9 protein-coding genes and 3 rRNA genes are annotated in these 14484 nt (G+C 65.6%); 3 read left to right on the plus strand and 9 right to left on the minus strand.

Annotation, left to right across the window (positions count from 1 at the left end; genetic code table 11):
* Positions 1 to 21: 21 nt before the first annotated feature.
* Together H7694_RS10155 and H7694_RS10160 are read right to left on the minus strand one after the other, a co-directional pair.
* Complete coding sequence (locus H7694_RS10155; protein ID WP_193596402.1) at positions 22 to 1059, minus strand: HAD-IIA family hydrolase; 1038 nt, start codon at positions 1057 to 1059, stop codon at positions 22 to 24.
* On the minus strand, positions 1059 to 1841 hold the full coding sequence (locus H7694_RS10160; protein WP_193596403.1) for a hypothetical protein: 783 nt from the start codon (positions 1839 to 1841) through the stop codon (positions 1059 to 1061). The genes H7694_RS10155 and H7694_RS10160 overlap by 1 nt, the downstream gene beginning before the upstream one ends.
* Positions 1842 to 1847: 6 nt before the next feature.
* Between H7694_RS10160 and H7694_RS10165 the strand changes: the two genes are divergently transcribed.
* Positions 1848 to 3032, plus strand: coding sequence for a hypothetical protein (locus tag H7694_RS10165; RefSeq protein WP_193596404.1), 1185 nt, complete (start codon positions 1848 to 1850; stop codon positions 3030 to 3032).
* A 46-nt stretch (positions 3033 to 3078) separates the two neighbouring features.
* On the opposite strand, the gene rrf is transcribed toward H7694_RS10165, so the two are convergent.
* From rrf to H7694_RS10180, 3 genes are all read right to left on the minus strand, one after another.
* Positions 3079 to 3195 (minus strand): 5S ribosomal RNA (gene rrf, locus H7694_RS10170).
* A 110-nt stretch (positions 3196 to 3305) separates the two neighbouring features.
* Positions 3306 to 6411 (minus strand): 23S ribosomal RNA (locus tag H7694_RS10175).
* 369 nt (positions 6412 to 6780) lie between these two features.
* Positions 6781 to 8305: ribosomal RNA gene (locus H7694_RS10180) — 16S ribosomal RNA — on the minus strand.
* The 16S, 23S and 5S rRNA genes sit together here, the layout of an rRNA operon.
* 533 nt (positions 8306 to 8838) lie before the next feature.
* Between H7694_RS10180 and H7694_RS10185 the strand changes: the two genes are divergently transcribed.
* The gene (locus H7694_RS10185) at positions 8839 to 10158 is read left to right on the plus strand and encodes a CoA transferase (RefSeq protein ID WP_227468066.1); all 1320 of its coding nucleotides are present in this window, start codon (positions 8839 to 8841) and stop codon (positions 10156 to 10158) included.
* A 12-nt stretch (positions 10159 to 10170) separates the two neighbouring features.
* Here the strand turns inward: H7694_RS10185 and H7694_RS10190 are convergent, their stop codons facing one another.
* The 4 genes from H7694_RS10190 to H7694_RS10205 all read right to left on the minus strand — a co-directional run bounded on the left by H7694_RS10190 (position 10171) and on the right by H7694_RS10205 (position 13765).
* Positions 10171 to 10998: a DUF4184 family protein gene (locus H7694_RS10190; protein WP_193596405.1), complete on the minus strand. Its 828-nt coding sequence runs from the start codon at positions 10996 to 10998 to the stop codon at positions 10171 to 10173.
* A gap of 13 nt (positions 10999 to 11011) precedes the next feature.
* Positions 11012 to 12298 carry a tyrosine--tRNA ligase gene (tyrS, locus tag H7694_RS10195; RefSeq protein ID WP_193599172.1) on the minus strand — a complete coding sequence of 429 codons (1287 nt, stop codon included), beginning with the start codon at positions 12296 to 12298 and terminating at the stop codon, positions 11012 to 11014.
* 76 nt (positions 12299 to 12374) lie between these two features.
* Positions 12375 to 13124, minus strand: coding sequence for a hypothetical protein (locus H7694_RS10200; RefSeq protein ID WP_193596406.1), 750 nt, complete (start codon positions 13122 to 13124; stop codon positions 12375 to 12377).
* Entirely contained in the window at positions 13121 to 13765 is a 645-nt protein-coding gene (locus tag H7694_RS10205; protein ID WP_193596407.1) for a SatD family protein, read from the minus strand. The genes H7694_RS10200 and H7694_RS10205 overlap by 4 nt, the downstream gene beginning before the upstream one ends.
* Positions 13766 to 13824: 59 nt before the next feature.
* Between H7694_RS10205 and H7694_RS10210 the strand changes: the two genes are divergently transcribed.
* Positions 13825 to 14466, plus strand: a complete 642-nt coding sequence (locus H7694_RS10210) for a DUF1349 domain-containing protein (RefSeq protein ID WP_193599173.1) — start codon at positions 13825 to 13827, stop codon at positions 14464 to 14466.
* Positions 14467 to 14484: the final 18 nt, after the last annotated feature.

Consider the following 14484-nt stretch of genomic DNA (forward strand, 5'->3'; position numbering starts at 1 on the left):
GGGACGGCTGCGGGGCGACGCTCAGGGCTTGTGGAAAGGATCGGCGTAGAGCTGCTCGGGCACGCGGAACGCGTAGATCGCGAGACCGGTGGCCCAGATCGCCGCAGCACCGGCGCGCAGCAGGTCGATCTGCGAATCGCCGGCGGCGATGATCTGCACGTCGGCGTCGACCACCCGCACCGAGGCGCCGTTGACGGTGAAGACGCCGTTCTTCTCCACGGTCTGCGGATACGGCTCGTGCAGCTCGCGCAGGTCGCTGAGGATGTAGTCGGGACGCGAGCCCTGCGGCGCCGCGAGCACGTGCTTCGGGCGGTCGATGCCGGTGAGCACGAGCGCCGAGGCGATGCCCGCGCGCACGGAGCCCATGATGTCGGTGTCGAGACGGTCGCCCAGGAACAGCGGGCGCTGCGCGCCGAAGCGCTCGACGGCGACCTCGAAGATCGGCTTCTCGGGCTTGCCCGCGACGGTCGAGAGCCGGCCGATCGCGGTGTGCACGGCAGAGACGAGGGTGCCGTTGCCCGGGGCGACGCCGCGCTCGCGCGGGATCGTCCAGTCGGTGTTGGTCGAGATCCAGGGGATGCCGCCCTCGTCCTCGGGCAGCTGCAGCGCGAACGCGGCCTCGGCGAGGTCCGTCCAGGCGACCTCGGGGGCGAAGCCCTGCACGACGGCGGCGGGGGCGTCCTCGGCGCTGCGCGTGACGGTGTAGCCGGCCTTCTGCGCCTCGACGACGAGCCCCTCTCCCCCGACGATGAGAATCGTCGCGGGAGGCGGGACGATGGACGCGAGCAGCCGCATGGCGGCCTGCGGGCTGGTGACCACGTCGTCGGCCGCAACGCTCAGGCCGAGGTCCGTGAGGTGCTCGGCGACGGAGGCGTCGGTGCGTGAGGCGTTGTTGGTGATGTACCCGAGACGCATGGTCTCGGCCGCCCGGTTGAGGTTCTCGACCGCGTGCGGCAGGGCACCGGGGCCGGCGTAGACGACGCCGTCGAGGTCGGCGAGCAGAGCGTCGCGGTCGGTCAGCGGGGTGGATGCCGGCTTCGCGCGGCGGAACAGCGCCATCAGGCCTCGGTCTCCTCGTCTTCCTGTGCGTCGGTGGGGGCTGCGGGTGTCTCAGAGCTCTCCGCGTCGGCGGCTTCGGCCTCCGATTCGTCCTCGAGCTCGTCGAGGTCATCTTCGGGATCAGCGTCGTCGTCGAGTTCAGCGTCGTCGAGCTCAGCGTCGTCGAGCTCGCCATCGTCATCGAGCTCGTCGCCGTCGAAGTCGTCGTCCTCGAGCTCGTGGTCTTCGCTGAGGCTGTCCTCGACGATGATCTCGTCGAACTGACCGTCAAGGCCGAGGGCGGATGCTGCGACCTCTGCGCGCTCATGCCAGAACGCGGCTTCGTCGGTGCGGCCGAGGTCTTCGAGCACCGCTGCGCGTGCCGAGAAGAGCGCGGGGCTCCATTCGAAGGCGCGGTCAGGGTCGAGTTCGGGGATCTCGAGCTCGCCGAGGGCCAGCTCGGTCTCGCCGCGGTCCAGACGCGCGCCGGACATGGCGATCGCGAGGGCGACGCGCACGTCGGGCGTGAGCGCGGCACGGTCCACGCCGCGCCCCTCCTCGAGGGCACGGTCCGGACGGCCGACGCCGCGTTCGCTGTCGACGATGAGGGCGATCATGTCATCCTTGCCGGAGATGCGCCGGTAGGTGCGCAGCTCACGCAGCGCCAGGGCGAAGTCGCCGATGCCGTACGCGGTGATCGCGAGGGTCTCCCGCACGACGGCGATGCGACCGGCACGGCGGGATGCCGCGAGAGCATGCGAGTGAGCGCGCTCGGGGTCCTCGTCGATCAGCTGCGCGGCCATCGCCAGATGACGGGCGGTCTGCTCGGCGTTCTCCTTGCTGAGGGTCTTCAGCTCGTTGCGCGCCGATGGGTGCAGGTCACGTGCGGTGATCTCCTCGGGCAGCGGCGGCTCGGGGATCCGCTCGCGGACGGGCGCGTACTCGTTGTGCGGACGGTCGACGCCACCACGCGGCCGGTCGCGGTACGAGGGGCGCTCACCGGACTGGTCACGATCGCCGTACGAGCGACGCTCGCCCTGCGGGCGGTCGCCACGGTAGGGGCGGTCCCCCTGCGGGCGGTCGCCATAGGGACGACGGTCGCCCTGGGGGCGGTCGCCACGGTAGGGGCGGTCGCCCTGGGGGCGGTCACCGTAGGAGCGACGCTCGCCTTGGGGGCGGTCTCCCTGCGGGCGGTCACCGCGGTACGGACGGTCTCCCTGCGGGCGGTCGCCATAGGGACGACGGTCGCCCTGCGGGCGGTCGCCACGGTAGGGGCGGTCGCCCTGGGGGCGGTCTCCGTGCGGACGACGCTCACCCTGCGGACGGTCGCCGCCACGGTACGGCCGGTCACCCTGCCGGCGGTCACCATACGCGCGGCGCTCACCCTGAGGCCGGTCACCGTACGGGCGGCGCTCACCCTGAGGCCGGTCACCATATGGGCGACGCTCACCCTGCGGGCGGTCGCCACGGTACGGATGGTCTCCCTGCGGGCGGTCCCCATACGGGCGACGCTCACCCTGCGGGCGGTCGCCACGGTACGGCCGGTCACCCTGCGGGCGGTCCCCATACGGGCGACGCTCACCCTGCGGGCGGTCACCACGGTACGGCCGGTCTCCCTGCGGGCGGTCTCCACGGTACGGGCGGTCGCCCTGGGGGCGGTCACCGTAGGGACGGCGGTCTCCCTGAGGGCGGTCACCGCGGTACGGACGGTCCCCCTGCGGACGGTCCCCCTGCCGGCGGTCACCGTAGGGGCGACGCTCACCCGACTGGTTCCTGTCACCGTAAGGGCGATGCTCACCCGACTGGTTCCTGTCGCCATAAGGGCGACGCTCACCGTCTCGTGCGCCCTGGCCGTCGCCGCGACGCGGTGTGCGCGAGGACGAATCCGAGTAGCGCGGCCTGCGATCGGAGCCCGAACGTCGTTCGTGCGCGCCCTCGCCGTCTCGGCGGTTCCGCTGCTCTTCCGACATACTGACTCCCTGTTTGCTTGTTAACGCAAGATGGCCACCCAACCTTGGGTGGCCATCTTGCTTAAGAGAAGTCCGGCGGTGTCCTACTCTCCCACAGGGTCCCCCCTGCAGTACCATCGGCGCTGTGAGGCTTAGCTTCCGGGTTCGGAATGTGACCGGGCGTTTCCCTCACGCTATGGCCGCCGAAACACTATTGACGTGTATCAGGCAACTCACACTGTGCGTGTGGTTGTCGGTTCCCGACCGTACGTCGAGAACCACAAAGTGGACGCGTTCATCTCGCAGAAGAACAAAAGTGTTATCAAGTCATCGGCTTATTAGTACCAGTCAGCTGCACACGTTGCCGTGCTTCCACATCTGGCCTATCAACCCAGTCGTCTGGCTGGGAGCCTCTCCACCCGAAGGTGATGGAAGTCTCATCTTGAGGCCGGCTTCCCGCTTAGATGCTTTCAGCGGTTATCCATCCCGAACGTAGCTAACCAGCGGTGCTCCTGGCGGAACAACTGGCACACCAGAGGTTCGTCCAACCCGGTCCTCTCGTACTAGGGTCAGATCCTCTCAAACTTCCTACGCGCGCAGCGGATAGGGACCGAACTGTCTCACGACGTTCTAAACCCAGCTCGCGTACCGCTTTAATGGGCGAACAGCCCAACCCTTGGGACCTACTCCAGCCCCAGGATGCGACGAGCCGACATCGAGGTGCCAAACCATGCCGTCGATATGGACTCTTGGGCAAGATCAGCCTGTTATCCCCGAGGTACCTTTTATCCGTTGAGCGACAGCGCTTCCACAAGCCACTGCCGGATCACTAGTCCCGACTTTCGTCCCTGCTCGACCTGTCAGTCTCACAGTCAAGCTCCCTTGTGCACTTACACTCGCCACCTGATTGCCAACCAGGTTGAGGGAACCTTTGGGCGCCTCCGTTACTTTTTGGGAGGCAACCGCCCCAGTTAAACTACCCACCAGGCACTGTCCCTGAACCGGATCACGGTTCGAAGTTAGATATCCAGAGTGACCAGAGTGGTATTTCAACAATGACTCCACGAATACTGGCGTATCCGCTTCACAGTCTCCCACCTATCCTACACAAGCCACACCGAACACCAATACCAAGCTGTAGTAAAGGTCACGGGGTCTTTCCGTCCTGCTGCGCGTAACGAGCATCTTTACTCGTAGTGCAATTTCGCCGAGTTCGCGGTTGAGACAGTTGGGAAGTCGTTACGCCATTCGTGCAGGTCGGAACTTACCCGACAAGGAATTTCGCTACCTTAGGATGGTTATAGTTACCACCGCCGTTTACTGGGGCTTAAATTCTCAGCTTCGCCTTGCGGCTAACCGGTCCTCTTAACCTTCCAGCACCGGGCAGGCGTCAGTCCGTATACATCGACTTGCGTCTTCGCACGGACCTGTGTTTTTAGTAAACAGTCGCTACCCACTAGTCTCTGCGGCCACCACACCCTTTTCCCAGCAAGTGGGTATAAGTGGATGGCCCCCCTTCTCCCGAAGTTACGGGGGCATTTTGCCGAGTTCCTTAACCACGATTCTCTCGATCTCCTTGGTATTCTCTACCTGACCACCTGAGTCGGTTTGGGGTACGGGCGGCTTGAACCTCGCGTCGATGCTTTTCTCGGCAGCATAGGATCACCCACTTTTCATCCGCATCGTGTCTCAGCCTTGATGAACGGCGGATTTGCCTACCGTTCGGCCTACGCACTTGCACCAGGACAACCATCGCCTGGCTTGGGCTACCTTCCTGCGTCACACCTGTTAATACGCTAGCCGCACCAGCATAGGGTCGTGTGCTCCACCTCCCGGTGCCACCCGAAGGTGACGATGGAAGGCTTCGGACACTTAGCATCACTGGATTGACTTGGGCGGTTCTTCGCCGGTACGGGAATATCAACCCGTTGTCCATCGACTACGCCTGTCGGCCTCGCCTTAGGTCCCGACTTACCCAGGGAAGATTAGCTTGACCCTGGAACCCTTGGTCTTCCGGAGGACGTGTTTCTCACACGTCTTTCGCTACTCATGCCTGCATTCTCACTCGTGTGGCGTCCACGGCTGGATCACTCCGCCGCTTCACCCGCCACACGACGCTCTCCTACCCATCAACACGGCTGGACCACGAAGGCCTACCAAAAATGTCAATGCCACAACTTCGGTGGCGTGCTTGAGCCCCGTTACATTGTCGGCGCGGAATCACTTGACCAGTGAGCTATTACGCACTCTTTCAAGGGTGGCTGCTTCTAAGCCAACCTCCTGGTTGTCTAAGCAACTCCACATCCTTTTCCACTTAGCACGCGCTTTGGGACCTTAGATGGTGGTCTGGGTTGTTTCCCTCTCGACTATGAAGCTTATCCCCCACAGTCTCACTGCTGCGCTCTCACTTACCGGCATTCGGAGTTTGGCTGACGTCAGTAACCTGGTGAGGCCCATCGGCCATCCAGTAGCTCTACCTCCGGCAAGAAACACGCAACGCTGCACCTAAATGCATTTCGGAGAGAACCAGCTATCACGAAGTTTGATTGGCCTTTCACCCCTATCCACAGCTCATCCCCTCAGTTTTCAACCTAAGTGGGTTCGGCCCTCCACGACGTCTTACCGTCGCTTCAGCCTGGCCATGGATAGATCACTTCGCTTCGGGTCTAGGACATGCGACTGAATCGCCCTATTCAGACTCGCTTTCGCTACGGCTACCCCACACGGGTTAACCTCGCCACATATCACTAACTCGCAGGCTCATTCTTCAAAAGGCACGCTGTCACCCCTACTAAGGAGGCTCCAACGGTTTGTAAGCAAACGGTTTCAGGTACTATTTCACTCCCCTCCCGGGGTACTTTTCACCTTTCCCTCACGGTACTTGTCCGCTATCGGTCATCTGGGAGTATTTAGGCTTATCAGGTGGTCCTGACAGATTCACACGGGATTTCTCGGGCCCCGTGCTACTTGGGATACTCTTCACGCTGCACACGACATTTCGACTACGGGGCTGGCACCCACTACGGCCCGCCTTTCAAGACGGTTCGTCTATATCGTCACATCACGTTCACCACTCGGCAGAATGGTACGAAAAGTCCCGCAACCCCGGGCATGCAACGCCTGCCGGCTATCACACACACCCGGTTTAGCCTCATCCGCTTTCGCTCGCCACTACTCACGGAATCACTGTTGTTTTCTCTTCCTGTGGGTACTGAGATGTTTCACTTCCCCACGTTCCCTCTACCCGCCCTATATATTCAGGCGGGAGTCACCAGGTCGCACAAACGCCTGGCGGGGTTTCCCCATTCGGAAATCCTCGGATCAAAACTCGCTTATCAATTCCCCGAGGCTTATCGCAGATTGCTACGTCCTTCTTCGGCTCCAGATGCCAAGGCATCCACCGTTTGCTCTTAAAGACTTGAAATCACATGAGATGAGTCAGACCCAGGAAAAGATCTGACTCGGTTTTCTTTAAGATGCTCGCGTCCACTGTGTAGTTCTCAAAGTACGGGCGGTCCCCCAACCCCGAACCCCAACCGGGGAAACAGGAAAAGGGGCCTCGAGGTTCAGTCCCACCCACCCCCCGAAAAGAGAGCAGGCCGGCCCGGTCCCTCAGGACCCAACAGCGTGCAGCAGCCCCGCTCACCAACCCCCACGTTCCAGATCCGAAGACCGTACTAGCAGAAGTCAGCCGCGCTGACCGCATGTCAAATGTTCCACCCATGAGCTCCCGTCACACACATCCGGTGTGAATCGGGCTCTGTCAGAACCGAAGTCCTGCAGTGCTCCTTAGAAAGGAGGTGATCCAGCCGCACCTTCCGGTACGGCTACCTTGTTACGACTTAGTCCTAATTACCAATCCCACCTTCGACGGCTCCCTCCACAAGGGTTAGGCCACCGGCTTCAGGTGTTACCGACTTTCATGACTTGACGGGCGGTGTGTACAAGACCCGGGAACGTATTCACCGCAGCGTTGCTGATCTGCGATTACTAGCGACTCCGACTTCATGAGGTCGAGTTGCAGACCTCAATCCGAACTGGGACCGGCTTTTTGGGATTCGCTCCACCTCACGGTATTGCAGCCCATTGTACCGGCCATTGTAGCATGCGTGAAGCCCAAGACATAAGGGGCATGATGATTTGACGTCATCCCCACCTTCCTCCGAGTTGACCCCGGCAGTATCCCATGAGTTCCCACCATTACGTGCTGGCAACATAGAACGAGGGTTGCGCTCGTTGCGGGACTTAACCCAACATCTCACGACACGAGCTGACGACAACCATGCACCACCTGTTCACGAGTGTCCAAAGAGTTGACCATTTCTGGCCCGTTCTCGTGTATGTCAAGCCTTGGTAAGGTTCTTCGCGTTGCATCGAATTAATCCGCATGCTCCGCCGCTTGTGCGGGTCCCCGTCAATTCCTTTGAGTTTTAGCCTTGCGGCCGTACTCCCCAGGCGGGGAACTTAATGCGTTAGCTGCGTCACGGAATCCGTGGAAAGGACCCCACAACTAGTTCCCAACGTTTACGGGGTGGACTACCAGGGTATCTAAGCCTGTTTGCTCCCCACCCTTTCGCTCCTCAGCGTCAGTTACGGCCCAGAGATCTGCCTTCGCCATCGGTGTTCCTCCTGATATCTGCGCATTCCACCGCTACACCAGGAATTCCAATCTCCCCTACCGCACTCTAGTCTGCCCGTACCCACTGCAAGCCCGAGGTTGAGCCTCGGGATTTCACAGCAGACGCGACAAACCGCCTACGAGCTCTTTACGCCCAATAATTCCGGATAACGCTTGCGCCCTACGTATTACCGCGGCTGCTGGCACGTAGTTAGCCGGCGCTTTTTCTGCAGGTACCGTCACTCTCGCTTCTTCCCTGCTAAAAGAGGTTTACAACCCGAAGGCCGTCATCCCTCACGCGGCGTTGCTGCATCAGGCTTCCGCCCATTGTGCAATATTCCCCACTGCTGCCTCCCGTAGGAGTCTGGGCCGTGTCTCAGTCCCAGTGTGGCCGGTCACCCTCTCAGGCCGGCTACCCGTCGACGCCTTGGTGAGCCATTACCTCACCAACAAGCTGATAGGCCGCGAGCCCATCCCCAACCGAAAAATCTTTCCACCCACACACCATGCGGTGATGGGACATATCCAGTATTAGACACCGTTTCCAGCGCTTATCCCAGAGTCAGGGGCAGGTTGCTCACGTGTTACTCACCCGTTCGCCACTAATCCACCCCAGCAAGCTGGAGCTTCATCGTTCGACTTGCATGTGTTAAGCACGCCGCCAGCGTTCATCCTGAGCCAGGATCAAACTCTCCGTAAAAAAGAAATGCATACAACCCGGGGAAAAACCAGGCCGCAGCGAGTTTGAAACTGACCAAAGAGACAAAATCAACTGACTTCATCCAATGCCAGGCCCGAAGACCTGGTCTTTGATCCAAAGGAATTCTCAACCGACCCAAAGGCCGGACGAGGATAATTTGGCATTTGACAAGTGCACGCTGTTGAGTTCTCAAGGATCGGACGCACCCACACACCCACCCGCAAGAGCAGGACGCGCAGGGCAACTTCACTAACCTAACCGGCATCCGCGGCCGCTGTCAAAGCGGCCTGATCGGTGCCGGGTCCTCCATCCTACACCCGGGAAGTCCCGACTGAGAAGGAGGAAGTCTGTTCGCTGCTTGGAGGGGAGCCAGGCCTTCCGGCCTTCCGCTCAACCGCTTGGGGCGAACAAGTAATAATTTACGTGGATCCGGGCAGTCCGGCAAATCGCCCCAGCATCCCGGGCGTGTCGCGCTCCTCGCGCGGGCCCCGCGGGCGCTCTGTGAACCCGCCGCGCGGGCGTACAGTCGCCGCATGGACACGCACCACGAACGGCCCCGCGCCGGGCTGCGCGAACGCCTCGCTGACGAGCTCGGGCTCGACACCGCCGTCATGCCCCCACCGCCGAGACCCGTGCCGCTCTCCTCCCGGCTCGCGGTCGGTGGGCTCGCGTGGTGGAGCGTCAGTGCCGCGGGTGCCGCCCTCAGCGGCGGGGGTTCCTCGCAGCCCGACCCGGATGCGATCGCCGCGGCCTTTCGCAGCGACCGTCACCTGCTCATCGACGGCGTGCATCCCGACCCGTGGAGCCCGCTGTCCGGGTTCTGGCGCACCGCGGACGGCTGGCTGCGCACTCATGGGAACTACCCGCATCACGCGGCGGCGCTGCGCTCCGCGCTCGGGCTCACACCAGATGCCGATGCCGAGGCGGTCGGTGCGGCGCTGCAGACCACGGCATCCGGCACCGCCGAGGCCGCCATCCGCGCCGCGGGAGGCGTCGCAGTCACCGTCCGGCGGGAGGATCCGGCAGCGGATGCCGCACTGCGACAGCATCCGCTCATCGACGTCACCCGCATCGGCGACTCGGAAGCGCAGCCACTCCCCCGGTCGACCGCGGCCGCGCCGCTCGCCGGCGTGCGGGTGCTGGATCTCACCCGGGTTCTCGCTGGCCCGATCGCCACCCGCACCCTCGCGTACGCCGGCGCGGATGTGCTTCGGGTCGATCCTCCGCAGCTGCTCGAACCGGAGTGGCAGCATCTCGACACCGGGCATGGCAAGCGGTCGGCGCTGCTGGACATCGCAGCGGACCGGCCCCGGTTCGACGCCCTGCTCGCATCGGCCGACGTGGTCGTGCTCGGCTACCGGCCATCCGGACTGCGCCGGCTCGGCCTGACCCCGCGAATGCTGGCGGCACAGCATCCGCATCTCGTCGTCGCCCAGCTCAGCGCCTGGCCGGGCGAGGATTCGCCGCGCGGCTTCGACAGCATCGTGCAGGCCGACAGCGGCATCTCGTGGATCGAATCCTCTGCCGGCGACGTTCCCGGCGCCATGCCCGCGCAGGCGCTGGACCACTCCGCCGGGTACCTGCTGGCCGCCGGAGTGGCGACCGCCCTGCGGCGTCGCGCGGAGGACGGCGGTGCGTGGCTCGTGCGCACTTCGCTCCGCCGGGTCGCGGCCGAACTGCTCGGGATGCCGCGGTCGGCACCTGCACCGGCGGCGGAAGGGCCGCCTGTGACACAGAGCTTCGACGTCGGCGGACGGCAGGTGACCACGGTCGGTCCCGCCGTCCGCTGGCCGGGCTCACCCGATTCGTTCGCAGCGCTACGTCCCTGGGGTGCCGATCCTGCCGAGTGGTGAGCGCCTCTGGCCTCAGCGTGTGCCGGGCTGACGCCCCGCGCGTCCTTCCCGGCCGCGCGCCGCACGGCCCGATGCCACCACGATGGCCACGCACAGCAGCACCGTCAGCGCGCCCCACGCCCCGCACGCCCGCGGGAGCATGCGATACGCGAGATGCTGCACGGTGAACTCCTCGGTGGGCGGCCCGTACACGGCGAGCCCGATCAGCCAGGCGGTCACCAGGAACACCGGCAGCGTGAGGTACCAGGCCCAGCGCATCCAGCCGGGCAGCAGGCGCGGTCGGGCAGCCGGGCGACGCCGGCGCAGCCACAGCAGCATCCAGATCCCGATGATCAGCAGGCCGGCGACGCTCGAACCGTGCTGCAGCCACTTGTAGCCCAGCAGCGGACCCCACTGCTGCTGCAGCACCGGCACGTTCTCGACGCCCCAGCGCCCCTCGTGCGTGAACAGGTCCCACACGATGTGGGTGAGCACGCCGAGCATCAGCGAGACGACCACGACAAGCGGGTACCCGAAGCGCTCGCGCGGCGCCATCGTCTCGCGCACGGCATCCCACCCGGTGCGGCGCCATTCCGAGGGCAGCCGGGCCGCGAGAGCATCCGGTGAGAGCTCGACCAGCGCCGGCCGCAGCACCACCCGCCAGAGCAGCATCAGGACCAGCGCGATGACCGTCGTGAAGACGATGCTCGTCGCATCGTGCGTGAAGCCGTACGACAGCCCGATCCCCCGCACGAACAGCGGCAGATCGGGTGTCATCGCACCGATCGCGACGGCCGCCGGAACCAGCGGCGTGCGCATGAACGGCAGCGCGACGACCGCATGGCTCGGCGTGAACGGCATCCGTCGCCCGGGCTCAGCCGGTGAAGACGCCGGCGAGGGTCTTCTTCCCGCGGCGCAGCACCGACACCCCGCCGGGCAGTGAGCCCTGCACGGTCGCGGTGTCGTCGGCGACGCGTTCGCCGTCGAGCGTGACCCCGCCCTGGCCGATGGCGCGACGCGCCTCCGAGATGCTGGCCACCAGGCCGGTCTCGACGAGTGCGTCGGTCACCGCCGTCCCGGCGGGCAGCGTGGCGTTCGGCAGCTCCTCCAGAGCCGTGCGCAGCGTGGCGGCGTCGAGCGTCGACAGGTCGCCCTGGCCGAACAGCGCCTCGGATGCCGCGATGACGGCGGCCGTGGCCTCGAGTCCGTGCACGGTGGCGCACACCTCCAGCGCGAGGCGCTTCTGCGCCGCGCGGCGGAACGGCTCGGTCTCGACGAACTTCGCGTACTCCTCGATCTCGGCCCGGCTCAGGAAGGTGAACACCTTCAGCCGGTCGATGACGTCGGCATCCGCGGTGCCCAGCCAGAACTGGTACATGCGGTACGGGCTGCACATCTCGGCGTCCAGCCAGATCGCGTTGCCCTCGCTCTTGCCGAACTTGGTGCCGTCGCTGTTGGTGATCAGCGGGGTGCCGATCGCGTGCGCCGAGACGCCCTCGACGCGGTGGATGAGGTCGGTACCGCTGGTGAGGTTGCCCCACTGGTCGCTGCCGCCGGTCTGCAGCACGCAGCCGTACTGCCGGTACAGCTCGAGGAAGTCCATGCCCTGCAGGATCTGGTAGCTGAACTCGGTGTAGCTGATGCCGGCGTCGGAGTTCAGGCGCGCGGCGACAGCATCCTTCTTGAGCATCGTCCCGACGCGGTAGTGCTTGCCGATCTCGCGCAGGAAGTCGATCGCGCTCAGCGGCGCCGTCCAGTCGAGGTTGTTCACGATGCGCGCGGCGTTGTCGCCCTCGAAGCTGAGGAACCGCTCGACCTGCGCGCGCAGCCGGCCCACCCACTCCTCGACGGTCTCGCGGGTGTTCAGCGTGCGCTCGGCAGTCGGGCGCGGGTCGCCGATGAGGCCGGTCGACCCGCCCACCAGACCGAGCGGCTTGTGGCCGGCCAGCTGGATGCGACGCAGCGTGAGCAGCTGCACGAGGTTGCCCAGGTGCAGGCTGGGGGCGGTCGGGTCGAAGCCGCAGTAATACGTGATCGGATCCCCGCCGAGAAGGGCGCGCAGCGCCTCCTGATCGGTGGACACGTGGACCAGGCCGCGCCACAGCAGCTCGTCCCACACGTTCTCGAACGTGGGGTCGAGCGCCACGGTGCTGGTCGTCAGCGCCGTGCTCGTGGAGAGCGCGGCGGTCGTCAGAGCGGGATTCGACACGCGTTCCAGGCTATCAGCGGTGCTCCGCTCAGCTGCGCACTCCCCACCAGACCAGGAAAGCCGCTCCCAGGGCGACGACCCAGCTGACCAGGCTGCCGACGAGGAAGTACTCGGCGCGCGCGCCGGTCTCGCCGTCCTTCGATATCTCGGGGAAGCGCACGATGCCCTTCGCCGCCAGCATCGCGGCCAGCAGCGAGTATGCGGCGGCGAGGGTGAGGACTACGACGAGGATGCGCTCGAGCGGCCCGATGAGCCGGCCGCCCTGGAAGCCGGTGGCCGCCTGCTGCGGCTGGCGCAGCCGCCCGCCGCGCAGTGCGCCGCCCTGGTCGGCGGGCCGCCAGGTGCCCTCGCGGTCGAGGGCCGCCCGCACGATGAGGTTGGCGGATTCCGCCACGAACAGCACGACGCCCAGTGCCAGCATCGCGACGTCGAACCCGATCTCGCCGTCCGGTGCGGGCAGGTGCCAGACACCGCCGACGATCCCGGGGTCGGGCCGCGAAGGCATCAGCGCGGTCACCGAGACGGTCACCCCGGCCAGCAGCACGGCGGGCCAGAAGGATGCCGGGCCCGTGGCATCCAGTGGCATGGACCAGATCCACAGCGCCGCCAGCGCCACGCCGATCAGCGCCGGGACGATCGCGTCGGCGAGGACGCCGGTCGCGATCACGGCGGCGGCGAGCACGAGCAGGGCGGCGATGCGCAGCGGCCGCCTGGGCACGAAGCGGCGCAGCAGGTCGGCACCGCCGATCGCGATCAGGGTGAGGGCGGCGAGGATCATGCGGTCACTCCCCGGAACAGCGTGAGCCCCTCCAGGAGCGCGGCGGCCCCCGAGCTGCGCAGCGCCTTCGACACGGCGGGCTGGGTGATGTCCTCCTGCTCGGCGAGCGCGCGCTGCGACATCCCGCCGAGGCGCCCGTAGGCCAGCCGCCGTTCGCGTTCGCTCATGCGCACGACGATCTCGTCGCGCGCCAGCAGGTACGCGTTTGATGCGGTGACCACGGTGTCCATGACCTCATCCTGCCCGGGGCCTGCGACGATCCAGGTGCGCGCGGTCGGCACGGCGCGCTGCTGCCTGGCCTGCACGATCTCGATCGCCTCGCGCGCTGCCCACCACCCCGGTCCGTCGGAGAGCTCGCGGTGCTCGGACTCGATGGTGCGGATCTCGCCGATGCCGAGCCCGAAGCGGAACTCCACGCCTTCGGGCAGGGCCAGCTGCAGCAGCAGCAGACCGGTCAGCGCGTCATCGAGCGTGCGGTAGACGCCCTGCTGCTCGTCCCCTACCGTGGGCCTGAGAGCGCTCTCGGCAAGAGGATGCTCGCGCTCGACGCGCGCGATGGTCTCATCGAACATCCGCTGGGCCGCGGCCCTGTCGCGGAGCCGACGCGAGCCGACGATGTCGGCGATCACGGCTGCCACCATGCGATGAGCGTATCACGAATAATCACAATATATAGCTGATGGAGTTATAAGTGGCCGATATGCCCGAGACCGACATCCCTGACGGCGACGTCACCGCAGCCCACAGCGAGCAGCCTGCGGCGGCGACCCCGATCGCGTGGTCCGAGGGCACCTGGAGCGCTCCCCCCGCATCCGCCGTCGAGACCGGCGCGGATCTCGTGGTCACCGCGGTCGAGGGCAGCGACGCCTGGCGTCGCACCGCGTACGGATTCGTGCACGACGACGCACACGGGCTGCTGGCTCCGCTGGCGGTCGGCGAGGCGATGGAGGTGTCGTTCCGCGCGCGCTGGGAGGGCCAGTTCGACCAGGCCGGGATCCTCGTGCGAGCGGACGAGGAGCGCTGGATGAAGACGGGCGTGGAATACGCCGACGGTCACCTCGGTCTCGGCGCGGTCGTCACCGACACGGTGTCGGACTGGTCGGTCGGCTTCGCCGACGAATGGGCGGATGCCGTGATCACCGTGCGTGTGAGCCGCTGGCCGGACGCGCTCATCGTGCGCGCCCGAGCCGACGACGGCGACTGGCGCCTGGTGCGCGTCGCGCCGTTCGACGGCTCTGCCGCAGCATCCGCCGGTCCGTTCCTCGCCGCTCCCACCTGGGCGGGGCTGGAGGTCACGTTCTCACGCTGGGTGCGCACCGACGCGGATGCCGCCCTGCACTGACATCGCCGTCGCGGGGCC

This window comes from Microbacterium sp. YJN-G (assembly GCF_015040615.1).
Taxonomy (GTDB): Bacteria; Actinomycetota; Actinomycetes; order Actinomycetales; family Microbacteriaceae; genus Microbacterium.